At 56.5% G+C, this 26261-nt stretch carries 23 protein-coding genes, 1 tRNA gene and 2 pseudogenes; 14 read left to right on the top strand and 12 right to left on the bottom strand.

Going from position 1 to position 26261, the window contains the following annotated elements; genetic code table 11:
* Positions 1-2: 2 nt before the first annotated feature.
* From cyoC to efeO (NAC44_RS13000), 8 genes and pseudogenes are all read left to right on the top strand, one after another.
* Positions 3-620: a cytochrome o ubiquinol oxidase subunit III gene (gene cyoC / locus NAC44_RS12965; protein ID WP_250941341.1), complete on the top strand. Its 618-nt coding sequence runs from the start codon at positions 3-5 to the stop codon at positions 618-620.
* The gene (cyoD, locus tag NAC44_RS12970) at positions 617-1000 is read left to right on the top strand and encodes a cytochrome o ubiquinol oxidase subunit IV (protein WP_250941342.1); all 384 of its coding nucleotides are present in this window, start codon (positions 617-619) and stop codon (positions 998-1000) included. Before cyoC ends, cyoD begins: the two co-directional genes overlap by 4 nt.
* 46 nt (positions 1001-1046) lie before the next feature.
* The gene (locus tag NAC44_RS12975; protein WP_250941344.1) at positions 1047-1793 is read left to right on the top strand and encodes an SURF1 family protein; all 747 of its coding nucleotides are present in this window, start codon (positions 1047-1049) and stop codon (positions 1791-1793) included.
* A gap of 389 nt (positions 1794-2182) precedes the next feature.
* The gene (locus tag NAC44_RS12980; RefSeq protein ID WP_250941347.1) at positions 2183-2992 is read left to right on the top strand and encodes a class I SAM-dependent methyltransferase; all 810 of its coding nucleotides are present in this window, start codon (positions 2183-2185) and stop codon (positions 2990-2992) included.
* Between the two features lie 333 nt (positions 2993-3325).
* Positions 3326-4138: pseudogene (efeU, locus tag NAC44_RS12985) on the top strand (iron uptake transporter permease EfeU); the annotation flags it as partial.
* A gap of 156 nt (positions 4139-4294) precedes the next feature.
* Positions 4295-5377, top strand: a pseudogene (gene efeO / locus NAC44_RS12990) (iron uptake system protein EfeO); the annotation flags it as partial.
* The gene (gene efeB, locus NAC44_RS12995; protein ID WP_250941349.1) at positions 5374-6696 is read left to right on the top strand and encodes an iron uptake transporter deferrochelatase/peroxidase subunit; all 1323 of its coding nucleotides are present in this window, start codon (positions 5374-5376) and stop codon (positions 6694-6696) included. The pseudogene efeO (NAC44_RS12990) and the gene efeB, both read left to right, overlap by 4 nt.
* Before the next feature lie 184 nt (positions 6697-6880).
* On the top strand, positions 6881-7666 hold the full coding sequence (gene efeO / locus NAC44_RS13000) for an iron uptake system protein EfeO (RefSeq protein ID WP_250941492.1): 786 nt from the start codon (positions 6881-6883) through the stop codon (positions 7664-7666).
* 154 nt (positions 7667-7820) lie between these two features.
* Here the strand turns inward: efeO (NAC44_RS13000) and NAC44_RS13005 are convergent.
* Both NAC44_RS13005 and NAC44_RS13010 read right to left on the bottom strand, forming a co-directional pair.
* A tRNA-Ser gene (locus NAC44_RS13005) sits at positions 7821-7910 on the bottom strand.
* A gap of 156 nt (positions 7911-8066) precedes the next feature.
* Complete coding sequence (locus tag NAC44_RS13010; protein WP_250941351.1) at positions 8067-8402, bottom strand: DUF1275 family protein; 336 nt, start codon at positions 8400-8402, stop codon at positions 8067-8069.
* A gap of 39 nt (positions 8403-8441) precedes the next feature.
* Here NAC44_RS13010 and NAC44_RS13015 point away from each other — a divergent pair, with 39 nt between their 5' ends.
* Together NAC44_RS13015 and NAC44_RS13020 are read left to right on the top strand one after the other, a co-directional pair.
* The gene (locus tag NAC44_RS13015; protein WP_250941354.1) at positions 8442-9125 is read left to right on the top strand and encodes a response regulator transcription factor; all 684 of its coding nucleotides are present in this window, start codon (positions 8442-8444) and stop codon (positions 9123-9125) included.
* Between the two features lie 30 nt (positions 9126-9155).
* A complete protein-coding gene (locus NAC44_RS13020) occupies positions 9156-10436 on the top strand; it encodes a HAMP domain-containing sensor histidine kinase (protein ID WP_250941356.1) in 1281 nt (426 codons plus the stop codon).
* A 39-nt stretch (positions 10437-10475) separates the two neighbouring features.
* Here the strand turns inward: NAC44_RS13020 and NAC44_RS13025 are convergent, their stop codons facing one another.
* The gene (locus NAC44_RS13025) at positions 10476-12287 is read right to left on the bottom strand and encodes an ABC transporter ATP-binding protein (protein WP_250941358.1); all 1812 of its coding nucleotides are present in this window, start codon (positions 12285-12287) and stop codon (positions 10476-10478) included.
* Positions 12288-12836: 549 nt separating this feature from the next.
* Here NAC44_RS13025 and NAC44_RS13030 point away from each other — a divergent pair.
* Positions 12837-13247: a BA14K family protein gene (locus NAC44_RS13030; RefSeq protein ID WP_250941361.1), complete on the top strand. Its 411-nt coding sequence runs from the start codon at positions 12837-12839 to the stop codon at positions 13245-13247.
* A gap of 315 nt (positions 13248-13562) precedes the next feature.
* Positions 13563-15788 (top strand): mechanosensitive ion channel family protein, encoded by a 2226-nt coding sequence (locus NAC44_RS13035; RefSeq protein ID WP_250941363.1) that lies wholly within the window; start codon positions 13563-13565, stop codon positions 15786-15788.
* Between the two features lie 13 nt (positions 15789-15801).
* Here the strand turns inward: NAC44_RS13035 and NAC44_RS13040 are convergent, their stop codons facing one another.
* The 3 genes from NAC44_RS13040 to NAC44_RS13050 are packed head-to-tail and all read right to left on the bottom strand — an operon-like array spanning position 15802 to position 19313.
* Positions 15802-15960 (bottom strand): hypothetical protein, encoded by a 159-nt coding sequence (locus NAC44_RS13040; protein ID WP_250941365.1) that lies wholly within the window; start codon positions 15958-15960, stop codon positions 15802-15804.
* Positions 15944-18958, bottom strand: coding sequence for a DNA translocase FtsK (locus tag NAC44_RS13045; RefSeq protein WP_250941367.1), 3015 nt, complete (start codon positions 18956-18958; stop codon positions 15944-15946). The genes NAC44_RS13040 and NAC44_RS13045 overlap by 17 nt, the downstream gene beginning before the upstream one ends.
* A gap of 55 nt (positions 18959-19013) precedes the next feature.
* Positions 19014-19313, bottom strand: a complete 300-nt coding sequence (locus NAC44_RS13050; RefSeq protein WP_250941369.1) for a hypothetical protein — start codon at positions 19311-19313, stop codon at positions 19014-19016.
* Here NAC44_RS13050 and NAC44_RS13055 point away from each other — a divergent pair.
* Positions 19301-20296 (top strand): MDR family oxidoreductase, encoded by a 996-nt coding sequence (locus NAC44_RS13055; protein WP_338022084.1) that lies wholly within the window; start codon positions 19301-19303, stop codon positions 20294-20296. The two genes, NAC44_RS13050 and NAC44_RS13055, sit on opposite strands and share 13 nt — an antisense overlap.
* Positions 20297-20312: 16 nt before the next feature.
* On the opposite strand, the gene NAC44_RS13060 is transcribed toward NAC44_RS13055, so the two are convergent.
* The 5 genes from NAC44_RS13060 to pcaD are packed head-to-tail and all read right to left on the bottom strand — an operon-like array spanning position 20313 to position 24008.
* Positions 20313-21365: a 3-carboxy-cis,cis-muconate cycloisomerase gene (locus tag NAC44_RS13060; RefSeq protein WP_250941371.1), complete on the bottom strand. Its 1053-nt coding sequence runs from the start codon at positions 21363-21365 to the stop codon at positions 20313-20315.
* A 7-nt stretch (positions 21366-21372) separates the two neighbouring features.
* Complete coding sequence (gene pcaG, locus NAC44_RS13065; protein ID WP_250941373.1) at positions 21373-21990, bottom strand: protocatechuate 3,4-dioxygenase subunit alpha; 618 nt, start codon at positions 21988-21990, stop codon at positions 21373-21375.
* A 1-nt stretch (position 21991) separates the two neighbouring features.
* Entirely contained in the window at positions 21992-22732 is a 741-nt protein-coding gene (gene pcaH, locus NAC44_RS13070; protein ID WP_338022085.1) for a protocatechuate 3,4-dioxygenase subunit beta, read from the bottom strand.
* 53 nt (positions 22733-22785) lie between these two features.
* Positions 22786-23202: a 4-carboxymuconolactone decarboxylase gene (gene pcaC, locus NAC44_RS13075; protein WP_250941375.1), complete on the bottom strand. Its 417-nt coding sequence runs from the start codon at positions 23200-23202 to the stop codon at positions 22786-22788.
* Between the two features lie 17 nt (positions 23203-23219).
* Positions 23220-24008, bottom strand: a complete 789-nt coding sequence (gene pcaD / locus NAC44_RS13080) for a 3-oxoadipate enol-lactonase (RefSeq protein ID WP_250941377.1) — start codon at positions 24006-24008, stop codon at positions 23220-23222.
* Between the two features lie 91 nt (positions 24009-24099).
* On the opposite strand from pcaD, the gene pcaQ reads away from it, so the two are divergent.
* Positions 24100-25017, top strand: coding sequence for a pca operon transcription factor PcaQ (gene pcaQ / locus NAC44_RS13085; RefSeq protein WP_250941379.1), 918 nt, complete (start codon positions 24100-24102; stop codon positions 25015-25017).
* Here the strand turns inward: pcaQ and pobA are convergent.
* Complete coding sequence (gene pobA, locus NAC44_RS13090; protein WP_250941382.1) at positions 25011-26183, bottom strand: 4-hydroxybenzoate 3-monooxygenase; 1173 nt, start codon at positions 26181-26183, stop codon at positions 25011-25013. The two genes, pcaQ and pobA, sit on opposite strands and share 7 nt — an antisense overlap.
* Positions 26184-26261: the final 78 nt, after the last annotated feature.

Raw genomic sequence — 26261 nt, forward strand, 5'->3', positions numbered from 1 at the left:
TGATGGATCCGAGAACACTCAAAACCGAAAAGCCGGAGTTCTATCTTACCGAAGAACACCATCCGGAAAGCAGCACGAACATCGGGTTCTGGCTGTATCTGATGAGCGACTGCCTCATCTTCGCCATGCTGTTTGCCGTTTACGGCGTGCTTGGCCGCAATTATGCGGCCGGCCCCTCGCCTGCCGATCTGTTCGAGCTGCCCACCGTAGCCATGAACACGGCCATGCTGCTGATTTCTTCGATCACCTATGGCTTTGCCATGCTGGCGATGGAAAAGAACAACAAGTCCGGCACACTTGTCTGGCTGGCTGTCACCGGTGTCTTCGGCGCGATCTTCATCGGACTGGAGCTGCACGAATTTGCCGCCCTCATTCATGAAGGTGCAGGTCCGACCCGCAGCGCCTTCCTCTCGTCCTTCTTCACGCTGGTCGGGACGCACGGTCTGCACGTGACCTTCGGGATCATCTGGCTGCTGACCCTGATGGTTCAGGTGAGCAAGCACGGGCTTATTGCCGAAAACCGCCGTCGCCTGATGTGCCTTTCCATGTTCTGGCACTTCCTCGACGTAGTCTGGATCGGCGTCTTCTCCTATGTCTATCTTCTTGGAGTGATCGGATGAACCAGAACATGCATCATCCTCACGAACATCACCATGGTGGCCATGAGGCCGCCCATGGCACGATGAAAAGCTATATGACCGGCTTCATCCTGTCGGTCATTCTGACAGCTATTCCCTTCTATCTGGTCATGACCGGAGCCATTGAAAACAAGGCTCTGCTCGCGGCCATGGTCATGGGGCTGGGCGCCATTCAGATCGTCGTTCATATGATTTTCTTCCTGCATATGAACACCAAATCCGAAGGCGGGTGGACCGTGATGGCACTGGTCTTCACCATGATCATCATCGTCATTGCCCTGTCCGGCTCTTTCTGGGTCATGCATCATCTGAACACCAATATGATGCCGATGAGCCCGGAAATGATGCGGAACATGCCCTGATAGACGATAAAGGACCGGACGGAGCCTTCTCCGTCCGGATATGATCATGACCGAGACCCCGGCAAACACGACCGCAGAAGACAAGAAGCCGAATAAGCTTGGACTCATTCTGTTTCTGCTCTTTGCCACTATCGTTTTTGTGGGCCTCGGGGTCTGGCAGGTTCAGCGTCTTGGCTGGAAAGAGGCGCTCATTGCCCGTGTGGATAGCCGCATTCACGCGACTGCACAGCCTGCGCCGGCACAGGCACAATGGCCTGAGATCACCCGCGACAAAGACGAATATCGCCATGTCAAGGTCACAGGGATCTATCTTAATCAGGATGAACGCCTCGTCTATGCGTCAACCGACCTTGGCCCCGGCTATTGGGTGGTGACTCCGCTGAAACAGGCGGATGGTAGCTATGTGCTGATCAATCGTGGCTTTGTTCCTCTTGACAAGAAAGACCCTGCCACTCGTCCGGGAAGTCAGATCGATAAAGCGGTCACAGTCACCGGACTTTTGCGGATGAGTGAACCCGGAGGCGGCTTTCTGCGCGCCAATAAACCGGATCAAGACCGCTGGTACTCACGCGATGTCGTTGCCATGGCGCGCAAGGACGGTTTGGCACCTGTCGCACCTTACTTTATCGATGCCGATAAGTCGGCAACATCTGATACTCTTCCCGTTGGTGGCCTGACTCAGGTCCATTTTCCCAACAATCATCTGCAATATGCGCTGACGTGGTTTGCCATGGCCATCATGAGCCTTGGCTTTGTCGTCTATATTCTGCGCTATCGCGAAAGAGCCCGTTAGAGCGCTTCACTGTTTCACGGAGAAACCGAAGCTCTCTAACTCTTTGTTTCTACGCATTTCCGGACGGAAAACCGCTCCGCACTTTTCTCGGGACAATGGCCTAAAGGCAGCAATATCTGACACATTCTGCTTGAGAATCGCTGCCAAGACTGGCAGCGTCACCCTGTGTTATGATTGATGAAGGTCCAAAACAGAGGCTTGTTTGAAAGCGCATTGTGATGTTGCATTCGTGATAAGCCCTTTAACCTGCTTATCTTTGTGGCTCTGCCTTCTCCTTCCCTCCATCACTCTATGGACAACGGATTTCAGGGATTTTACGAGGTGTGTGCAGCCCTCAGCAAAGACAGATTCAGACGCTGTAAAAGTTTAACCAGAGGGCAGATGAAAACATGTTGAAGCCCGGCCGAATCCTCTTGGGAAAATCCGCTGACTGGGCCGTGCCTTTGAAGCGTTATCCCATTGCCGGGGCGGCTCTCGCGCAAATGATCGCCTTCCTGGTTTTTATGCTGGCAAGACTGACCTTCTCCGACCTTTTCTACCATGAGGGTGCAGGGGCCATGCTGGTCGTTGGCGAAGGTGCGTTAGCGGCAGCCTTATCATGGTTGCTTGGTCTGCCAGTATGGTGGATCTGGATCAATCTCGCCTTTCCGCTGCTGTGCAGCCTCACTTTGCAGGCGACCAGTATCCCGTCCTGGTACTTCCTCTTCGGCTTTATCCTAATTTTCTTATTTTATTCCAATAGCTTGCGGGATCGCGTGCCTCTTTATCTGACGAATAGAACGACAATCAGCGCGCTTAAAACCTTGGCGGAAGAGCGCAAGGCCAGCACGTTTCTGGATCTTGGTGCTGGTTTCGGTGATGTCGTTCGCGGACTCCACAATAAAAACTGTCAGGCAACAGGTGTCGAAACGGCTCCACTCGTCTGGTGTGTTGCAGCCAGCCTATCCCTGCTGACAGGTCGTGGCCGCATTCTGTTGAAGGATATGTGGACATACAATCTCCGCGAAGCCGACATTGTTTATGCGTTTCTGTCTCCGGAACCGATGCGCTCCCTTTATGAAAAAGCTGGACGAGAAATGCGCCCTGGCAGTATTCTCGTCTCCAACAGTTTTCCTGTCCCCGAGGTCAACCCTGACCAAATCATCGATCTGGATGACAAACGCAGTACTCGATTGTTTGTTTACGCTCTCAATTCTTGAGCACTGCATTAAGAGCGTGGATTCCAAAACGCTATACGGTCCTGCCGTATGAATCACACACGCCTGTGAAAAAGCCTCTGCGCCAGGTTATCACTTCACGTATATTTGATTTTTAGCTTTGTGCGCACCCGATGGCTACGATTAGTCTCGTTAAAGGCAAATCCAGCGACTTTGCTCGCGGGTCTGATAAAGCATTTTCTCATTTTAACATGATTATAAAATTCATATTTACCTTGCCAAGGGCAAAGACCAACCTTAAAAGACGATAAAAATAGTCTTGTTTAACCGTACGCAATCCATCAATGCGCGATAACCGGCATTGGATACCGCAGAATGCTTGTACCCTTTCTCATCATGTTCCGCGAAGGCGTTGAAGCCGCGCTGATCGTCGGCATTATTGCCAGCTATCTGAAGCAGACGGGCCGTGGGGCCTTCATGCCAATCGTCTGGATTGGAATATGCCTGGCAATCGCGGTCTCCCTGGCTGTTGGCGCCGGTCTTCAAATCATCAGTGCCGAATTTCCGCAAAAAGCGCAGGAACTGTTCGAAGCCGTCATCGGCTTCGTCGCTGTCAGTGTTCTGACCTCCATGGTCTTCTGGATGCGCAAGGCTGCCCGCTCGATCAAAACCGAGTTGCGCTCCTCTATCGATGCGGCGCTCACCAACCGCTCTAACGGTTACGGTCTGGCCGCCATGGCATTTCTGGCCGTGGCGCGAGAAGGTCTGGAATCCGTCTTTTTCCTGATGGCGGCATTCCAGCAATCGGGTTCCGGTTATGGCCCGCTTGGCGCTTTGCTGGGCATTGTGCTTGCAGCAGCTGTCGGCTACGGCATTTATATTGGCGGCATCAAACTCAACCTTGGCCGTTTTTTCCGCTGGACCGGATTGTTCATTCTTGTCGTTGCAGCAGGCATTCTGGCCAACGCGGTGAAAGCCCTGCATGAAGCAGGTGTGTGGAACCACTTTCAGCATGTGGTCTTCGATCTGAGCGGCATTCTGCCTCTCGACAGCCCGCTCGGTTCCGTACTCAGCGGCATTCTCGGCTATATCGAAGCGCCGACCGTCAGCGAAGCCACCGTCTATGGGGTTTACCTTGCTGTTGCTTTGCTGATGTTCCTGATGCCACATAAACCATCCCACTCTGCCAAGACACCAGCAACAGGCCCTGCCGCAGAAACAATGTCAGAGCCTGCCGGTCACACCGGACCTATCGGTTTTGATCCCGTGCGCATCCGGCTTGGCATCGCGGCATCGCTGGCCTTGATGCTGCTCTCCGGGGCCTCCTTTTACTATGCCTCCAATGCTGGCAGTGCTTCACATCGCTCGGCCAATGAGCAGAACATCACGGTGACGATTGCAAGCAAGGCCTGCGACCCGAATGAGATCACCATCCCCGCAGGACAGACGACCTTCAGGATCGTCAATGCCTCGGATCGGGCCGTGGAATGGGAAATTCTCGATGGCGTCATGGTGCTTGAGGAACGGGAAAACATCGCACCGGGTTTTTCCCAGACACTGACGGCGCGGCTTGAGCCGGGTAACTATCAGATCACCTGCGGTCTTCTGTCCAATCCGCACGGGACCTTGCATGTTATTCCTTCGGCAAACGGTGCATCCCAGCCGAAACATCAGCCAACACTCAAGGACTATATTGGCGCGATGGCGGAATATAAGGTCTATCTTGCCGGGGAAGCAGACAGTTTCATCGAGGCCGTCGGCTCTCTTGCCGATGCCATCCATGCCGGTCATCTGGATGAGGCGAAGTCACTTTACGAACCCGCCCGGATCGCCTATGCGCATCTCTCCCCCATTGCCGGGCCGATTTCCGATCTTGACAGCGCCATAGACGCCCGGGCTGATTTCTTTGAAAATCGGGAGCAGGACCCGCATTTTACCGGTCTGCATCGCATCGAATACGGGCTGTTTCACCAAAACAGTCTGGATGGTCTCGGCGCTGTTGCCGATCAGTTGAAAACCAATGCCACCGCCCTTGAAGAGCGTATCCATGACCTGCGCATCAATCCGGAGCGCATGATTGCCGGTTCGATTTCTGCACTCGATCGCTTCTCCACAGCAGCGAAAGGTCAGGAAGAAGACCGTTACGCTCATATCAGTCTTGCCACTTTCAATGCGACACTCGTTGGCAGCGAGCACGCCTATGATCTGATCAAGCCGGTCATCATGAAAGCCGATCCCGTGCTGATCCGGCAGATCGATGCGGATTTTTCCGCCGTGCATAGCGCGCTGGATACCCACAAGGCCGCAAACGGATATGTCGCCGACATTACCCTTTCCGACACACAGAGAGCCAAATTGCAGCAGCAGACTGCCGCCCTCTCCAGTGAACTCGGTAAACTTCTCGATAGCCTGAGGTTGAGTAAATGACCCAAAGACCAGAAAAAAATCCTGATCAGGATAGGCCTGTTTCAACGGCGCGACGTCGATTGCTGATTGGCGCCGGTATCGGTGCAGCAGGTGCACTGGCCGAAGCCACGGCCCTGCCGACGACCGCCCTTGCCACAGAAGGGATGACCCCAGGTGCTGTCACCAATGCACCGGAAAGTGACAAGCTGAATGAAAGCCAGCCCTTTTATGGCCAGCGCCAGTCCGGCATTGTCACGCCGCGCCCGGCAGCGGGTCTGGTTGTGGCTTTTGATGTTCTTGCCCAGAACCGCAAGGATCTCGAACGGCTTTTCCGTGTGTTGACAGAACGCTGCGCTTTTCTGATGAAGGGTGGACCGGTTCCGGAGCTCGATCCGAAATTTCCCCCAGACGATTCAGGAATCCTCGGCCCTGTCGTCAGCCCTGACAATCTGACGGTCACGATTTCCGTCGGCAATTCGCTTTTCGATGATCGCTTCGGCTTGAAATCGGTCAAACCTCGCCGCTTGCAGCGCATGATTTCCTTCCCGAATGATGCCCTGCAGCATGAGCTGTGCCATGGCGATATCGCCATCCAGATCTGCTCCAATACGCCTGACACCAATATCCACGCCCTGCGCGACATCATCAAGAACACACCGGATCTGCTGATGGTGCGCTGGAAGCAGGAAGGCACTGTTCCTGTCCAACCGCCGCATTCGGAAAAGGCCAAGGAAAGCGCCAGAAACTTTCTCGGTTTTCGCGATGGATCGGGCAATCCGGATTCATCCAATACCACACTCATGGATCAAGTCGTCTGGGTGCAGCCCGGTAGCGATGAACCAGATTGGGCAGCTCATGGCAGTTACCAGGCCGTCCGGATCATTCGCAATTTTGTCGAACGCTGGGATCGCACGCCCCTTCAGGAACAGGAATCGATCATTGGTCGTAAAAAAGCCAGCGGCGCTCCCTTCAACGGCAAGGTAGAAGCCGATCTTCCCGATTTCACTCATGATCCGAAAGGCAAGATCACGCCGCTCGATTCGCATATCCGGCTTGCCAACCCGCGTGACGCAGAAGCCCAGAAACACCTGATCCTGCGCCGACCGTTCAACTATTCCAACGGCGTGAACAAAGCCGGTCAGCTCGAAATGGGTCTGTTGTTCATCGCCTACCAGGCTGATCTGGAAAAGGGTTTCATCCATGTGCAGAACAGGCTCAATGGTGAACCACTGGAAGAATACCTGAAGCCGATCGGCGGCGGTTACTTCTTCGTGCTGCCCGGCATTACCGATGCCAAGGATTATCTTGGTCGCAGCATGCTCGAAGCCAGCAGCATTTGACCTTTACCATGCGGAAAAGCCGATGAAGTCAAAAACATCACAAAGCTGTCCGCAGGCATCCCGTCTCTTCTGGATGAAGGCGGGATGTCAGGCTCTTCATCCAGCAGCGCGACATACCACAGCTCTTTGAAATGGGGATAGATTGATGGTTAGACATATTTCAATAATCGCCGCCACGACGGTGATGCTTCTTGCCGGTTCGGCATTCGCCAAAAGCACGGTGTCCCCCGAGGATCTCGTTCAGCCGATCGCGGATTACAAGATTTACGTTCAGAAGAACCTGAACAAGCTGGTCAAGGATACAAAAGCCTTCACCGAGGCCGTCAAAGCCGGCAATCTCGCCAAAGCCAAGGAACTCTATGCGCCGACACGCATGACCTATGAAAAGATCGAGCCGATTGCAGAACTGTTTTCCGATCTCGATTCGGCCATCGATTCACGCGCCGACGACCATGAGCAGAAGGAAAAATCGGCTGATTTCATCGGCTTCCACCGGATCGAATACGGGCTATTCAGCGAAAACACCACGAAGGATCTCGGCCCCATCGCCGACAAACTCTATGCCGATGTGGTTGAACTTCAAGGCCGGATCAAGGGCCTGACCGTACCGCCGGAAAAGGTGGTTGGCGGCGCAGCCGCACTGATGGAAGAAGTGGCCTCCACCAAGATCACCGGTGAAGAAGATCGCTACAGCCACACCGATCTTTATGATTTTAAAGCCAATGTCGATGGCGCCCTGAAAATCGTTGAGCTGTTCTCACCTTTGATCAAGAAGGAAGATCCAGCCCTTCTGAAAAAGGTCGATGCCAATTTCAAGACGGTTGAAGACATTCTGGCCAAATACAAGACCAAGACCGGTTACGAAACCTATGACAAGCTGACCGAGAACGACCGCAAGGCGCTCGTCGGTCCGGTGACCACGCTGGCCGAAGATCTGTCCAAGCTGCGCGGCACGCTCGGTCTGAACTGAGACCAATCAACCCTGCAACGCCGTGCCTTTCAACAGAAACGCACGGCGTTTACAGCGACCTTGTGCGCCAAATATGGCGTACAAAGGTCGCTGTCATTTTTTGAATCTGATGAATCATTTTCTCCTTAAACCAAGGCAGTTTGAGGGAAAAAATTGGCGGAAGAGGTGGGATTCGAACCCACGGTACGGTCTCCCGCACGCCGGTTTTCAAGACCGGTTCCTTAAACCACTCGGACACTCTTCCTGAGACAGCATAGATTTTTCAGCTTTGATGGCTGATGTTATGCTTCGTCACTGTCATTAGCTCTGTTTAGCAGTTTTGTTTGAGAGGTCAACCACAGCTCAAGGTCTGAACAGATGGAAATGATGGATATACCCGACCGCGTTTTTTCTCACCTGCTCAACGCTTGAAACGTCGACTTCGATAGTCCTCAAGCACCGGAAAAAGAGACAGGAGTGCGACAGGAATGGCCAGCAGAAAGGCCGCAGGCACGCCCATTTTCTGAAACAGGATGGCCCCGGCGACCCCACCCGAAAAAAACAGAACAACCATAGGCATCAGCAACCACAGTTTTGGCAGGTCTGCGCGCACCGGGGGAGGTTCCTGCATCACCAGTGACGGACGGTTCCAGTAGAACAGCTTCCCCAGTTCTATGCCTGTATCTGTGACAAGACTGCTGATGTCGGACAAATCTGCCTGATAATGTAAACTTATGTAAATTTCGTCTGAAGCCACCTCTTTTCCGTTATAGCTGGTCAAAAATAGAGATGAGCCATGTCAAAAGTCCTTTTGATCGATGACGATCAGGAATTCACCGGGCTGTTATCGGAATATCTGACGGATGAGGGTTTTTCTGTCGTCAGCACCGATGATGGAGCAAGCGGCGCCCAAAAAGCAATCGATAATGAAGCAGATATCGTTGTGCTGGATGTCATGATCCCGCGCATGGATGGGTTTGCCGTTCTGCGATATATCCGGGAAACAAGTGATCTTCCGGTGCTGATGCTGACAGCGCGTGGTGACGACCTCGACCGGATCAACGGTCTTGATCTCGGTGCGGATGATTACGTCGCAAAGCCCTGTACGCCAGCGGAGTTGGTGGCACGGATCAAGGCAATTTTACGCCGGACAGGAAAGCGCCAGATCCTCAGCGAAACCCTGCAGAATGGCGATCTTGTGCTGGTAACCGGCAGTCGTCAGGCCTTGTTGAAAAACAGTCCGCTCACCCTGACAGGCACCGAATACAATCTTCTGGAAATGCTGGTCCGCCAGAGCGGCAAGGTCGTCTCGAAACAGGAAATCTCCCAGACTGTTTTTGGCCGGCCACTGACGCCCTTCGACCGTCGCATTGATGTGCATCTTAGCAGCGTCCGGCAAAAGCTCGGCTCAAGACCGGATGGACAAAGCTGGATTCAGGCTGTCAGAGGGCAAGGATATATTTTATTGCAGGACATCTGATCCTTTCCGTCCCCGAAACAGCAGAGCACCATGCCACGCCTATTCTGGAAGTTTTTTCTCATCACCTGGTTGACGATGACATTGTCAACTGTTGTAGGCGTGACGGCTATCACAGTCGCCCGCAAGATTGCGCCCCCTGAGGGCGAGATGGAGAAAAGCTGGAAAACAATCCGGCTGCTGCTCAGCGATACACTGCAAAAAGAAGGTCCGGCTGCCGTTCAAAGCCTCCTGACAAGAATTGACAACACCGCCGAACGTACCGGGCCGTCTCATATTACCCTCGAATCCTTTGAGACCAACTGTTCGGTCATTTCCCGTTCACATGATCAATCGCTGATTCAGTATGGTAACGCCTGCTACAGGATCACGACGCTTTCCTACTCTGTCTTCAAAAAGCGTTATATTTATATTCACTTCATGCCCTGGATCACGGCCATCATTGCCGGCTTATGTTCGGCTTATGTTTTGACCCGCTATCTTCTCACTCCTGTTCTGACGTTGAGAAAGGGACTGAGGGCACTGGCCGCCGGTCAGTTCGACGTTCGCATTCATGACACGCTGCAAAAGCGTAACGATGAAATTGCCTTGCTGACCCAGGATTTCGACCTGACGGCTGGCAGGTTGCAGCAGCTGCAGCAAAGCCGACAGCGCCTGTTTCACGATATTTCCCATGAATTGCGCTCACCCCTGTCTCGACTTCAGGCGGTAACCGGCATTTTGCAGAAACATCCGCAAAGACTGCCAGATCTTTTGGACCGGATCGAGCGGGAAATCATTCGCCTTGACCGGCTCGTCGGCGAGATTCTCACCCTGGCGCGGCTATCCACCAACGAGGATCATCAGGCGACGCAATGGCAGACTCTCGATCTCATCGACCTTCTTGACGATATCGTTCAGGATGCCGCCTTTGAGGGACATGGCAAGGATGTCGTCATTGCCTATCAGCGCCAGGGCCACTTCGTGTCCCTCGTCAATGGCGAACTGATCTATAGAGCCATTGAAAATGTCATCCGCAATGCCGTAAAATATACCCGCCCTGGCTCAACCGTGCGGATTGAAACCATGGTGAGGCCGCACAGTCTGGAGATTGCCGTCTCCGATGAAGGTGATGGAGTCGCAGCAGCGGATCTGGAAGCTATTTTCAACCCCTTCACCTATTCCGGCAACAGCACCTCCTCCTCCGGCTATGGCCTGGGTCTTGCGATCACCAAATCGGCAGTGGAACGGCATGGCGGCACAGTCAGGGCCGAAAATCGTGCCACCGGCGGACTGACTGTAACGCTGACCCTGCCACGTGATCATCTGCAATAAATGACCGGAGAGGCAGATAGGCTGCCATTGATGGCCAGCTCAGGCGCCAGCCATCAATCCCTTCGTCAGTTCCAGTGCCTGCCGTTCGAAAAGCCCGCGATAAATGCCCGCTTTCATCCGGATCAGACTGTTATGATTGCCTTCCTCAACAATCCTGCCGCGGTCGAACACCAGAAGCCGATCGAGCGAGCGCACCGTTGACAGGCGATGGGCGATCACAAGGGTCGTGCGTCCCTGCATCAGGCGCTCCATGGCTTCCTGAATGAGCATTTCCGATTCCGAATCAAGGCTCGATGTCGCCTCGTCGAGGATCAGGATCGGCGCATTGGCCAAAAAGGCCCGTGCAATCGCCACCCGCTGACGCTCGCCGCCCGACAGCTTGATGCCACGCTCGCCCACCAGCGTTCGGTAGCCATGCGGCAGGGTCATGATGAAATCATGCGCATTGGCCAGTTGTGCCGCCTGCTCGATCTCCGCCTGACTGGCGCCCGGACGGGCATAGGCGATGTTTTCAGCCAGCGAACGGTGAAACAGCACCGGTTCCTGCTGCACGATGGCGATTTGCTGGCGCAACGACATCTGCGTCACCTTCGCAATATCCTGGCCATCGATAACGATGCGCCCACCATTCACATCATGCAGTCGCTGGATGAGCTTGATGAACGTGGTCTTGCCCGAGCCCGAGTGACCGACAAGCCCAACTCGTTCACCTGCACGGATCGTCACGGAAAAATCCCGGTAAAGCGGTGCAGTATGATCGCCGTAATGGAAGGTGACATTTTCAAAGGCAATGGCACCTTCCCGCACAACAATCGGTTTCGCGCCCGACACATCCTCGACCCCCAGAGGCTGTGCATCGAGAATGACCAGTTCTTCCATATCGTTGACACAGCGCTGCACATTGCGGATATGCATGCCGATTTCACGCAGATAGCCATGCAGCAGAAAAAAAGCCGTCAGCACATAGGTAATATCTCCGGCGCTGGCCATGCCCTGCGTCCAGAACCAGAGTGCCAGCGCCAGAACGGCAGCCCGCAATATAGCCAGAAAGCTCAACTGCATGGTGCCATTCAGCGTGCCACGCTGCCAGGTTCGGCTGGTGCGGTTGTGCCAGCGGCTGATGACCTGCGCCAACCGGAGATCCTCACGGCTTTCAGCCGCAAAGGCCTTGACCACGCTGTTACAGGTGACGGCATCGGCAAGCGCTCCGCCCATTTTCGTATCCCAGCCATTGGCGATGCTGGCCATCGGCGCAACGAAACCCAGCGCCATCAGGAATGTGAACAGAATGAACAGCGCAGAGCCCCCGCCGATCAGCGCGCCCATGACAGGCCAATGCCAGGCCATGACCGCCGTGGAGCCAGCCAGCATGGCAATGGCCGGGATCAGTGCCAGAAAAATCGTATCATTCAGCAGATCAAGTGCCCACATGCCGCGCGTCACCTTGCGCACCGTGGAGCCGGCAAACGTATTGGCGTGCCAGTCGCTGGAGAACCGCTGGATACGGAAAAAAGCCTGTGCGGAAATATCCGCCATGGTGTTGAGCGTGAACGGGATGATCGTGAAAAAAGTCATCTGACGCAGAATAACCGCGCCAACGGACAAGACCAGCAAGGCGATAAAGGCGGCTGTTGCGGCATGAACGGCTTCACTATCGGCCGATGCGCTGCTGACAACCGCATCCACCAACCGACCGGAATAGACAGGTGTGAGAACATCGAGAACCGTCATCAGCAAGGAACCGGCAATCAACACCGTCATCTGCCGGGGACGAAGACGCCAATGACGCCAGCAATAATGAAAAACACTGCGAAATGCCCCGGTTTGACGGGGCTTGTAACCAAGAGCCATAGTTTTACCCGGCGTCAGCCGGCCTCATCTGGCGCAGACCCGTGACATGTCATCGACCGCGCGAAAATATCAATGGAAAAGCCGCCAACGAGCGACCAGCCTATTCAATTCTGGGGGATTAACGGGCCTTTTGGACGGTTAAAATCCGATCCGGCAATCGTGAAAGAGATGTTCTTTCAGCCCGCATAACGGGAGCTAGCAGAAAACATCATGGAAAACTCCCTCGCTAGTGTTGAAACTGAGCGAAGAATATCCAAACGGCAGTCTATGCCAAGACAGAATATCTGCGCTCTTCAAAATTCGGTCGCAGTGATGCAGCCTTGCAACAGGGCGACCGTTACACCAAGCATCAGCGCCTGTGTTTGCGGGAACCTTTCAACTGTAACATGCGTTATCAGATCATAAATTAAGATCTGTGCTGCGCCCGGGATGTTTCCGTGCCGTGCAGCATTGTGCCGTTGGTTGCAGGATGAAGGCAAGCCCGAAACCTTGCATCTGTTCCTTATCCGCGTTCAATCAACGGTCGGCTTGATGACATGAGGTGAAGACATGAAGAGATTAGCAGCCATTGTCCTTTCCCTGACAACCAGCCTCGCGGCCCTGCCGGTTCAGGCGGCGACGGAAATCACCCCTGCTCCTGCGGCACGGCCATCGGCCCCCGTCGTGGAACTGGCTCAGGCAGGACCGCCTTATTGGCGCCATCACCGTCATGGTCCGCCGCGTCGTCATCACTGGCGTCACCATCGTCATCACGGAGATGGCGCAGCAGCCGCCATTATCGGTGGTCTGGCGGCAGGCGCAATCCTTGGAGGCGCCATGCATCAGCGACCCCGTGTTTATCGCGGGACTAACGCGCATGTGCAGTGGTGCTACGACCATTACCGCTCTTACCGCGCCTATGATAACACCTATCAGCCCTATGAAGGGCCGCGGCGGCAATGTTATTCGCCCTATGATTAAGGGCAAAATCCAATCAGGATAATCTCATTGTGCATCCGGCCTTTTCTCAAGGGTCGGATGCAATCTTATCCGCTTGCCTTTGCCGATTATTGACGGACATGTCATATCTTTGCCTGTGATGACACTCTCCCGGTTTCTGTCAAACACGAGAGGGGCGCATTCGTCTCGGGGACACGGGTTTTGGCGACACGGGCAGGAACCATGCGGATTTCAAAGAAAGTGCCACAGCCTCACGCCAGGAATGGCATGTTCAACCTTTTTAAGACTGTGTTCTCCGAACGGCTGACTGATCGAGGCGCTTTGTCCGGCGGCTTGATGATGCTTATGCTTCTCTGCAGCGGCGGAACCTCTCTGGCAGACAGTCAGGCCTATGTTCTGAAAATCCCGGCAGGGCAAAATCAGGCCGATCTGGCCCCCGTGATCGATGCGCTGCAGGCTTCCGGCAAGACCATTACCCTTGAGATCGAGACCCCTGCGGCGAAAAATAACAGCCCGACCGCAGATAAAACATCACCCCTGTCCGCCCCCATAACGACGTCCGGCAGCAAAATCCCGACCTCGACAGCCCCGACGCCGCCACCTTCCGCGATGCCGGTTGATATGATGGCCTCTTTTTACGATAGCCTGATCAACACGCTGACGCGGGGCGGCACCGTAGCGCTGACCGGATTGCAGGAATTGCCGACCGCCTTTCAGAACAGCCTGAAGGATCTGGATAAAGAGCAGACCGGCGAGCAAGCTGGCATGGCAGAGATTTCCGTGTCGGCTTCGCTTGCCATCCTGCTCGGTCTTGTTTGCGCCGCCTTGTTCCACCTGGCTGCCATGCGCCTGCTGCCAACCCTTCACCCTGAACGCGGCCCGCTGCAAAAAGCCATGGCCGCCATGCTGCGCCTGATTGTCGATTGCCTGGCGATCCTTCTTTTCACGCTTCTGGCGCGTAGCGGCAATCACATGTGGGTACTGCACGGCTCCCTCACCCGGCAGCTTGTCTGGGGCCTGATCAACACCCTGTCGGAAACGGCACTGTTCATCAGTTTCGGACGGCTGCTCTTTGCCGATATCCGCCGTTGCGGCTCCCTGCTTCCCATTCCCCATGCGCCCTATCATCTCGTCATGATGGCGGGGTTCGGCTTTCTCACAAGCTTCACCTCCACCACGCTCAGACTGGCCGATGTGCGCGGCATCGATCCAATGGCGACGGATGGCTGGCTCTTCCTCGTCTCCACGCTTCTGACCGTTTACAAGCTGGTCTGGATCCTGACCTTCCACGCCGATATTTCAACGGTTTTTGCCGCAAGGAGCGCCACCCTCGTGCAAAAACTGCACGGCAATTTCATCATGGTGTTTTATGCACTGACCGCCATTCTCCTCTGGGCGGTGGGATTGATCGTCACCGGTACGGCCCAGAATGAAATCTGGACAAGGATTGCAGGCACCAGCCAGTTGATTTTTGTTGTCCTGCCAATCGTCGATCATGGCATAGCATCGGCCTTTCGCGCCCTTGGCCACTATAAGGCAAACAAAGGGAACGGTCTCGTTCAGGCACTCATTACCACACTGCCTGTACCGCTTGGCGGCATCGTCTGGCTGCTCGGTCTGCATATGATCATCGTGTTGTGGACCCCGTGGCTGAGTGCTGCGGGCCTGTCCACATCTGCCTGGCCGATGCAGGTGCAGCAGTTCGGACTGACCTTTGTCGCCACCCTTTCGGTCTGCATATTCTGCTGGCGCTATTTCAACGCTATTGCACCGGCAAATCGGGTGCAACTACCCGGTCAGGATCAGGACGGCCATACGCAGACGACAAGCCGTCTTTCCACCGTTTTGCCGGTCATTCGCAATCTCGTTCTGGGAGCTGTCATGGCGATAGCCCTTCTGGTCATCCTGTCCAGCCTCGGCATCAATATCGCACCGTTGCTGGCCGGTTTCGGCGTTCTGGGTCTCGCCGTATCCTTCGGTTCGCAGACACTGGTAAAAGATGTCGTGTCGGGCATTTTCTTTCTGGCCGAAGATGCTTTCCGTATCGGCGAATATATCGATACCGGCAAACTGAAGGGAACAGTAGAACAGATCTCGCTGCGCTCCGTTCGTCTTCGCCATCACAATGGGCCGGTGCATACCATACCCTTCGGGCAGATTGCCGCCGTTACCAATTTCAGCCGTGACTGGGGCACCGTTAAATTCGAATTCCGCTTTGAACGGGACGCCGATATTGAAGTGATCCGCAAGGCCGCCAAAAAGGTCGGCCAAAGCCTGCTGGAGCATCCCGAATTTGGTCACGAATTCCTTGTGCCCCTGAAGATGCAGGGCATTCAGGACATTACCGAAAATTCCATGGTCATCCGCTTCAAGTTCACCTCGCGTCCGGGCAATCCGAGCCTGATTAAACGCGAAGGCGTCAAGCGACTGCTGGCCGCCTTCAAGGATGCCGGTCTGAACCTTGCATCCAATGCGGTTGTGGTGCGTTCCGGCACCGGAACCATCATCGATGGTGCTGCCAGCACCGTCATAGCGACACCACCCGCGGCCAATATACCGTAAGGAACACCGCGGGTCACGGCAGGAGATCCTCTACCTGCCAGGGCTCTGCGAAAACATCAAAAAACCGCGCTGTTTCATCAAACAGCGCGGTTTTCATTGGCTTGTGGAATTTACCGATCGATTGACATGACAGGCGAAGAATGATGACAGCGAGATCACTCGCCGTCATCATAACCAATGTCGGAGGGTGCCTGCGCGGCACTGCCGGCAATGATTTCGCGCTTGCCGACATGGTTGGCCGGGCCAACAAGCCCTTCCTTTTCCATACGCTCCACCAGCGAGGCCGCCCGGTTATACCCGACCGACAGACGGCGCTGGATATAGGAGGTCGAGCATTTCTGGTCGCGCAGCACGACTTTCACCGCCTTTTCATAGAGATCGTCGCCATCATCGCTGCTGCCAACACTGGCGCGATCCATGGTGTCTTCGATGGCAGGCGGTGCTTCCGCCGTCTCATCTTCCGTCACCGTGCCGAGATATTCAGGGCGACCCTGGGTTTTCAGATGGGCCACGACATGCTCGACTTCCGCATCCGAGACAAAGGGGCCATGGACGCGCTGTATGCGGCCGCCGCCAACCATTTGCAGCATGTCGCCCTGACCGAGCAGATGTTCGGCCCCCTGTTCGCCCAAAATGGTGCGGCTATCGATCTTCGACGTCACCTGGAAGGAAATGCGGGTGGGGAAATTCGCCTTGATCGTGCCGGTGATGACATCGACGGAGGGGCGCTGGGTGGCCATGATCAGGTGGATGCCCGCGGCACGCGCCATCTGCGCCAGCCGCTGGATCGCGCCTTCGATTTCCTTGCCAGCCACCATCATCAGATCGGCCATTTCATCGACGATGATGACGATATAGGGCATGTGCGACAGGTCGAGTTCCTGCTCCTCATAGAGCAGTTCACCAGAATTGCGGTCGAAACCCGACTGGACGCTAACGGTGATGATCTCGCCCTTCTCGCGCGCCTGTGCAGCGCGGGCGTTATAGCCGTCGATATTGCGCACCCCGAGACGCGACATCTTGCGATACCGGTCTTCCATTTCGCGCACGGCCCATTTCAGCGCCATGACCGCCTTTTTCGGATCGGTCACCACCGGCGTCAAAAGATGCGGAATGCCGTCATAGACCGAAAGCTCCAGCATTTTCGGATCGACCATGATCAGGCGGCATTCTTCCGGCTTGAGCCGATAGAGCAGCGACAGGATCATGGTGTTGATCGCTACCGATTTGCCCGAACCGGTTGTCCCGGCCACGAGCAGATGCGGCATCTTGGCCAGTTCGGCAATCACCGGCTCGCCGCCAATGGACTTGCCAAGGCAAAGCGCCAACTTGTAGCGCGTTTCCCAATAGTCCTCGCATTCCACCAGTTCGCGCAGATAAACGGTTTCACGCACGGCATTGGGCAGTTCGATGCCGATGACATTGCGGCCGGGCACCACCGCAACACGGGCCGAGAGCGCCGACATGGAGCGGGCGATATCATCGGCAAGGCCGATGATGCGCGAGGATTTGATCCCTGGCGCGGGCTCGAATTCATAGAGCGTGACGACAGGCCCCGGACGTACATCGATGACTTCGCCGCGAATGCCGAAATCCTCCAGCACGCTTTCAAGAAGTCCGGCGCTCTGTTCCAGCGCTTCCGGCTGCATCGCCTCGCCGCGGCTTGCAGGCGGCTCCTGCAACAGACCGATGGAGGGGAAGACGAAATCGCCATCACGCGGATGGGTGCGGTTGATTTCAAGGCCGCCCGGCAGACGGTTGGCGCGGGCATCCTCGCCGGATTTCACGCGCTGGGAAGCCTCCTGCGGCTTGGCCGTTTCCGGCTCAGGCTGCGGCTCGCCAGCGGGTTCGGCTTGCGGCAGCATGGGTGAAAAGAAGCTTGCAGGAGTCAGCGCCGGAATTTCCATCACCCGCGTCAGCACGATCGGTGCAGCTTCCGGCAGAAGCGAAACCGGCTGAACAGGCTCGGGGTCTGCCGTCTGAGCCGCTATCGATACCTGTTGCTCAGTCTCGACCGTTGCCGGCGGCTCCTGCACAACCGGGGCTTCGTCGGACGCCGATTGCGCCTCAACCGGCTGAGCTTCCGCTTGTGCCCTATTCTGTTCCGGCGTCACCTCCGGTGCGGGGCCGAAACCATGGCGGAGCTTTATTTCACGATAGAGTTCCGCGACAGACAAAGAGGGTTTTTCCTCTTTCTGTGCCGGAACGACGACAGGTGCAACCTCCGGAACAACGGCAACAGTCGCAACGACGGACTCCGGCATGGCCTGCGCTGTCACCGTTGCCGGAGCCGGGGCCGCAACCGGGTCAGGCTTTTCCTGGGGCACGATCAGATCCGGCATCAGGTCGAAAAAGGCGAAATCGGAAATCGGCAACAATGCTGCCGCAGATGCTGTAGGCATGCCTGCCAGTTCCTCATGTGTCGGTGCTGCGGTTGGCATTCTATCTTCATCGGTCAGATGCAGATCGATGCTTTCGGCCATGCGCATGGCGGCTGCCGCCTGGCGCAGGCGAATGGCCTCCGGCGAAGGAGCGACAGGCGCTTCCACAACATCAGGTGCGGACGAAACAGCAAGGGAAGACGGCACGACAGAAGACACTGTGGGAGCAAATTGCGGGGCAAGGTCAATAACAGGCTGCACCGGTTCGGCAGGCGTTTGCGCTTCATCTGCGACTTGCGAGACAGGAACAGGCTTTGCGGTCTCCATCTTCTCAGCGGGACGCGGCGGCGGGTTGCGCTTCGGCACGATCAGCGGATTGCCGGTTTTTGGCACACCCAGAAACACCGGCACCGGCGGCGGCAGTTGAACCCGATGCTCATCCTGGCGCTGCTCATCGAGACGCTGTTCGATGACGGCAAGTGCTGCACGCTCCTTTGCCGCAGCCTGTTCCGCGGCAAGGCGCGCCATCATCGCCTGTTCCATCGCCGCTTCTTCTTCACGGCGTTTGGCGATAACGCTTTCCGGCGTTCGGGTGAAACGTACATTCGGCCCGAGAATAAAGGCACGCTGCCAGGGTTCCAGCGGCTGATCCGGCTTCGGCAAGACAATGCCGTCGCCGACGCGCTTTTCCGCCCGATGTCTCGGGTCGACATGTGCGCTTTCACCGTCATGGCCGTCATGGCCGGTTTGCTCGTTCGATTGCGGACTACTCGATATAGGGGAACGCATGATGCCTACGCGGTTTGGAATGACTCTTCTCCGCTATAGAAGTAAAAAATAAAGGTTAATCACTCCTTGCCAGCCGCGGTCCCAAAATGGTGAGCAAAGCGGCAAATTCCGGCATATTTCCTTGTTTTTGCTTGATTTTCATCGCAAATTCCCTAGTCAGAAATCTTTTGCCCGATGAAATACAGAGGAAAACCAGAGGCTTTGCAAAAACGGCTAAAATCTGCCGCATCCTGTAGAAAAGCGGCTGCCAAGCGTCGCCAGCCGTGATTGTCAGACCTTGAGGGCACGGGTAAACCATGCAAGTCTCGCGGCTGGAGAGAATGTCTTCAAGGAGGAAGAAGCGTGACACCATCATTCACCGCCATGGTTATCGATCAAGCCGACGGCAAGACCAGAGGTGGATTTCGCAGCCTTGGCCTTGACGATCTGCCTGCCCATGACGTTCTGGTTGAGGTGGCCTATTCCACCCTCAATTACAAGGACGGGCTTGCCGTGACCGGCAAGGGCCGCATTGCCCGGCGCACTCCGGTTATTGGCGGAGCCGATCTGGCCGGAACCGTGGTGGAAAGCCGCTCTGGTGACTGGAAACCGGGCGATAAGGTCGTGGTCAATGGCTTTGGCATGACCGAAACGGAAGATGGCGGTTATACGCGCTACCAGAGGGTGAAACCGGAATGGCTGCTGCGTCTGCCGGAAGGGTTCGATCTTCAACAGGCCATGGCGATCGGTACGGCAGGCTATACGGCAGCACTTGCCGTGCTGGCGCTGGAAGATTGGGGTATCATCACACCAGATGCTGGTGACGTGCTGGTGACGGGCGCGGCTGGCGGCGTCGGTTCGGTGGCCGTCAGCCTGCTGGCCACACGCGGCTATCGTGTCACCGCCTCCACCGGTCGCACAGAAACCCACGACTATCTCAAAGGTCTTGGTGCGCGGGACTGCGTATCCCGCGACGTGCTCGCGGAAAAAGGCGGCCTTCTGCAAAAGGAGCGCTGGAGCGGGGCAATCGACACGGTCGGGTCGACAACGCTGGCCAATGTGCTGACCCAGACCGTCTATAATGGCGCGGTTGCGGCCTGCGGTCTTGCAGGCGGCGCGGATCTGCCTGCCAGTGTCATGCCCTTCATCCTGCGCGGGGTTGCTCTTCTCGGCATCGATTCCGTCATGACGCCGATGCACAAGCGTATCCGCGCCTGGGATTTTCTCGACCGGCATCTCAATCGCGATCATCTGGCCACCATGACCACGGTCGAGCCGATGTCCCGCCTGCCGGAACTGGCCGAAGCCATTCTGGCAGGGCAGACACGCGGCCGGGTGGTGATCGATGTGACGCGGTGAGACTGTTTGGCGCAGGTTATTCCCGGCCAATCCAGAGGATGGAATCCACCAGTGCCTGCGCGGTTTTCGTGGCCGCGCCGGTTGCAAGGGCCATTTGCGGCAGCAGCATCCATTCCAGCGCCCAGGCGGCACCAGAGCGTTCCTGTTCATGCACGAGGCTCTGATGCAGGCCGGAAATCTGCACGGCGTTGAAACGGGCAAGCGTCACCAGCGTTTCAGCCGCCACCGGATTTTGCTTGTGCGGCATGGCGGAAGATGCCCCACCACCGGTGATGGCAATCTGGCCGCCCAGTTCCGCCATCAGGGCGATGTCCTGCCCCATCTTGCCAAGCGAACCGCTGATCAGCGACAAGACATGGGCGAAATCCGCGATGCGGTCGCGCTGGCTTTGCCATTGGCGGGTGTCCACCAGACCAAGCTCACGGGCCAGCACTGCGCGGACGTTCGATGCCTTGTTCCCGAGCTTTTCCAGCGTGCCTGCCGCACCGCCAAACTGCAGCGGAAAAGTCTTTGTCATCTCCACGAGACGGAACTTGTGACGCCGAAGCGGCTCCAGCCAGGCATGCATGCGGTCGGATACAGTGATCTCGATTGCCGCCTGCATTCTCGTATACCCCATCAGCGGTTTTTCCCCGTGGGCTGTCTCACACTTTTCCAGAGCCGAGATCAGACCGGCAAGCCGCTTTTCCAGCAGCTCCGTCACAGCTTTCAGCCGAAGCATAAGACTGGTATCGATGACGTCCTGACTGGTCGCACCAAAATGCAGGCTGGCAGCGGCCTCACCGCCCACAGCCTTGCGCAATTGTTTGACCAGTTCGGGAATAACCACCCCGTCTTTCGCGGTGGCCGTCTTCAGGGCAGCGATATCCGGCACGAACTGAGCAAGCGCTGCCGCAATGGTTTCTGCCGCCGCCTTTTCGATCACACCCGCCTCCGCTTCCGCTCTGGCAAGCGCGATCTCAAAGGCAATCATTGCCTGAATATCGGCTTTGGCCTGAAAATGGGCCGCCATGACATCGTCGCCAAACAGGCCGGAGAGGAAGGGATGTTCGAAAAGGGACAGGCTCATAACGCTCTCAGATATCGAAAAAGACGGTTTCGTTTTCGCCTTGCAGGCGAATATCGAAACGATAGTCATCGCCGTCCTTCTTCGCAATCAGCGTGGGAATACGCGGTTTGTGCTCGATGCGCGCCAGCACCGGATCGGCGGCATTGGCCTCTTCTTCCTCGGGAAAATACATCCGCGTCTGCAGGCCGATATTGATGCCGCGCGCCACGACCCAGAAGGTAATGTGCGGCGCCATCCAGACACCGTTTTTGAACGGCACCTTGCCCGGCTTGATCGTGTGGAAGACAAACTCGCCCGTGGCCATATCGCCGGGATTACGGCCCCAGCCGAGGAAATTCGGGTCCGCCGCGCCGCGCGTTTCCGAAGGGCTATTGTAAAGCCCGTCCGCATCTGCCTGCCAGATTTCAATCAGCGCATCCTTCAACGCATAGCCGCCGCCATCGAAAACTGCGCCACGAATGGTGATGCGTTCGCCCTTGGTCTTGTCGTTATAGAGCGGACCGGAGCCGAGATCTTTCTCGAAAATGCCCTCAATGCCGCAGAAATTCGGCGTGCAGCCAATATGAACATAGGGCCCTGCCGTCTGTGAGGGCGATTCCTTCAGGTAACCGAGCGATTGCACCATATCAGTTGCCCTCCTTACGGTTTTCAAACAGGGTCGAGCGGCGGCCACGCAGCACGATATCGAATTTATAGGCGCGCATATCCATCGGGATCGTTGCGTTCATATCGAGCGCCGCAACAAGACGCTGGATCGCCTCTTCGTCCGGGATGGTTTTGATGATCGGACAATTCCAGATCATCGGGTCGCCTTCGAAATACATCTGGGTAATCAGGCGCTGGGCAAAACCATGACCGAAAATCGAAAAATGAATATGCGCCGGACGCCAGTCATTCACACCATTCGGCCAGGGATAAGCACCGGGGCGGATGGTTTTGAACCAGTAAAACCCATTTTCATCGGTAATCGTGCGTCCGACGCCACCGAAATTCGGGTCGATCGCCGCGAGATAGGTTTCTTTCTTGTGGCGATAGCGACCGCCGGCATTGGCCTGCCAGAACTCGACAAGCGCGCCTGCAACGCCGACGCCCCGTTCATCCCGCACCCGGCCATGCACAAGAATACGCTCGCCGATCGCCATTTCGCCGGGCCTGGCATAGTTGAGGATCAGGTCGTTATCCAGCTCATTCAGCATATTGTGGCCAAAGACCGGGCCGGTGATCTCGCTTTTCGTGCCTTCCAGCGAAATCAGCGCGCGCTGCGGCGCACGCAGAACCGTGGTCTTGTACCAGGGCGTATAGGCCGGTGGATGCATGGCGCGGTCGCGCGCGAAAAACCCGCCTGTTTCCGGTGGTTTATTGCTCATATCGTCTCCTCCTTATTTCCTGCAGCAAACAATGATGATGAACCGCTTCAGGCCTATCGTGCGGCTTCCCCAGCCTGTGCCGCATCCATTTCGGCATAAACACCCTTGGCGATCTTGATGGCGTGATTGGCGGCGGGCACGCCTGCATAAATTGCCACATGCATCAGCGCCTCGCGGATATCCTCGCGGGTCGCACCCGTATTGGCAGTGGCGCGGATATGCATCGCCACTTCCTCGTCATGGCCAAGCGCGGCCAGAAGCGCAATCGTCACCATGGAGCGCTCACGCTTGGTCCAGTGCGTACCGGCCCAGACCGTGCCCCAGGCGGATTCGGTGATGAGTTGCTGAAACGGCGCATCGAAGGCCGTTGCCGCAGCGCTCGCCCTGTCCACATGGGCATCGCCCAGCACCGAACGCCGCGTTGTCATGCCCTGACGATACGCCTTCGACACCTCACCATCATCCGCCATGTCTGCCCCTTTCCAGATTAAACGCTGTTCAAAAATGCCCTGACCGCCTCGACATAGGCGCCGGGTTGTTCGATGCAGGGAATGTGACTGCAATCGGCAATCTCGACGAAACGGCTGCCCGGCACCAAACCCGCCAGAGAGCGCACGAGATCGGGCGGGGTCGAGCCATCCTGATCGCCGACGACACAAAGCGTCGGTACGGCGATGAGGTCAGCAGCCTCGGTGAAATCGGCATCGCGCAAGGCCGCACAGGTGCCGCAATAGCCTTCCACCGACTGACGCTCCAGCATGGCACGGCAGCCCTGATAGACCGCATTGTCATCGCGGCGAAAGCCCGGCGTGAACCAGCGCTCCATGATCGGATCGACCATGGGCGAAATCCCGCCGGTGCGAATGGCCTCAATCCGGCTATTCCACATCGTCTGCGTACCGATCTTGTGGGCGGTATCGCTCAACACCAGCGCCTTCACCAGATCGGGCCGTTTCGCATAAAGCCCTTGGGCAATCAGACCGCCAACGGAAAGGCCCCAGATATAAGCGTTCTTCACCCCGAGATGATCGAGCAGCGCAATCATATCATCGGCATGATCTTCGATGCGATAGGGCGGCTTTCCCAGACTGGAGAGACCATGGCCGCGCTTGTCATGGCAGACGGTGGCATAGTCATCACCCAAAAGCGCGATCACTTCGTCCCAGATGCGAAAATCCGTGCCAAGTGAATTGGCAAAGGCAATCACAGGCTTGCCCTCTGACAGACCCTTTGCCCGATAATGGATGGTCACGTCGTCTTTGCGCAGAAAGTCCATGGATTTTCCTCCTGACATCGATATTGCTCTGGCAATTCGGTTAAGTAAAATGACATTCTCTTCCCAATCAATAACCTATAGGTTATGATAGATGATCGACCAGCGCATAAAATTCCGCCATCTGCAAAGCTTTCTCGAAGTGGCACGGCAAAAAAGCGTGATGAAGGCCGCTGAGAGCCTGCATGTCAGTCAGCCGGCGGTAACGAAAACGGTACGCGAGCTGGAGGAACTCCTGTCTGTTGCGCTGTTCGAGCGTGACGGGCGCGGCATCAAGCTCACCCGCTATGGCGAAATCTTTCTGCGCCATGCAGGCGCTACGATCTCGGCGCTGCAACAGGCGGTCGATTCGGTATCGCAGGAGGCGGAAAAGACCGGACCACCGGTGCGCATTGGGGCTTTGCCCAGCGTCTCTACCCGCATCATGCCCGCCGCCATGCAGCGCTTTCTGGCCGCCGAGACCGGCAGCCCGATCAAGGTGGTCACCGGCGACAATGCGGTCTTGCTCGACCAGTTGCGCCTTGGCGAGCTTGATATGGTGGTCGGACGGCTGGCCGCGCCCGACAAGATGACCGGCCTTTCCTTCGAACATCTCTATTCCGAACAGGTGGTTTTTGCCGTCAGGGCCGGACATCCGCTGATCGGGGAAAAGACGGCGCTGTTCGAGCGGCTTCGCGCCTATACCGTGCTGATGCCAACGAAAACCGCCATCATCCGCCCTTTCGTCGAAAGTTTCCTCATTGCCAATGGCGTTCCGGTTCTGCCGAACCAGATCGAAACCGTGTCCGATTCTTTCGGCCGCGCCTTTTTGAAAAGCAGCAATGCCGTCTGGATCATTTCCGAAGGCGTCGTCAGCCGCGATATTGGCGATGGCGTGCTGGCGGCACTGCCGATCGATTGCTCGGCCACGCGCGGACCGGTCGGCCTCACCATCCGCGCCGAGGCGCTTTTGCCATCGGCGCATCTGGTGATGATGAAAGCGATCCGCGAGGCCGCCGCCTTGCTTCAATAAGGTAGACCGACGTAATTCTCCGCCAGCGCGGTTGAAGCGGCAACCGAGCCGACGAGATAATCCAGCTCCGCTTCCTGAATCCGCTGACCGAAATCGCCGGTATCGGGAAAACGGTGCATCATCGTTGTCATCCACCAGGAAAAACGAACCGCTTTCCACACCCGCGACAGGGCACGCGCCGAATAGGCATCGATCCCGGCAGTGGATTTGTCCTTGTAGAACTCGATCAGGCCTTCGCTCAGATAGAAAATATCGCTGGCGGCGAGATTGAGGCCCTTGGCCCCGGTCGGCGGCACGATATGGGCGGCATCCCCCGCCAGAAACAGACGGCCGAAACGCATCGGCTCGGTGACGAAGGAGCGCAGCGGCGCAATCGATTTTTCAAAGGATGGCCCCGTCACCATGGCCTCGGCATGATGGGCGGGAAGACGGCGGCGGATCTCATCCCAGAACCGGTCGTCGCTCCAGTCTTCGACCTTGTCGTCCAGCGGGCATTGCACGTAATAACGACTGCGGGTGGTGGAACGCATCGAGCACAACGCAAAGCCGCGCGGGTGGTTGGCATAAATCAGCTCATGCGACACCGGCGGGACCTCGGCCAGAATACCGAGCCAGCCGAAAGGATAGATCTTCTCGAATTCCTTGATCGCCGCCTGTGGCACCGCTTTCCGGCTAGAACCGTGAAATCCGTCGCAGCCAGCGATGAAATCGCAATCGATCCTGTGCGTCACCCCATCCTTCTCATAGGTCACATAGGGGGTCTGTCCATCAAAATCATGCGGCTGGACATTGGTGGCGTCATAGATGGTCTGACAGCCTGCCGCCTCGCGCGCCTCCATCAGGTCGCGGGTCACCTCGGTCTGGCCATAGACCATGACCCGCTTGCCGCCAGTGAGATGATGAAGATCGATGCGATGATCGCGCCCATCAAAGGCCAGCGAAAAACCGTCATGCGGCAGACCTTCCTGATGCAGGCGGGTTGCAGCTTTCGCCCGCTCCAGCATGGCGACCATGCCTTCTTCGAGAACGCCAGCACGCACGCGCCCGAGAATATAGTCCTTGCTCACCCGGTCAAGGATGACGGCATCGATCCCCGCCAGATGCAGCATTTGCCCCAGCAGCAGACCGGACGGGCCAGACCCGATGATAACAACCTGTGTGCGCATGATCAGTTCCTCCAATTTGTCTCCTGTCAAAAAACTGACGCGGGCCGAGGCCGTTCTCAATGGATTTTTCGATCCAGA

The sequence above is a fragment of the Allorhizobium sonneratiae genome (assembly GCF_023700755.1).
GTDB classification, from domain to species: domain Bacteria; phylum Pseudomonadota; class Alphaproteobacteria; order Rhizobiales; family Rhizobiaceae; genus Allorhizobium; species Allorhizobium sonneratiae.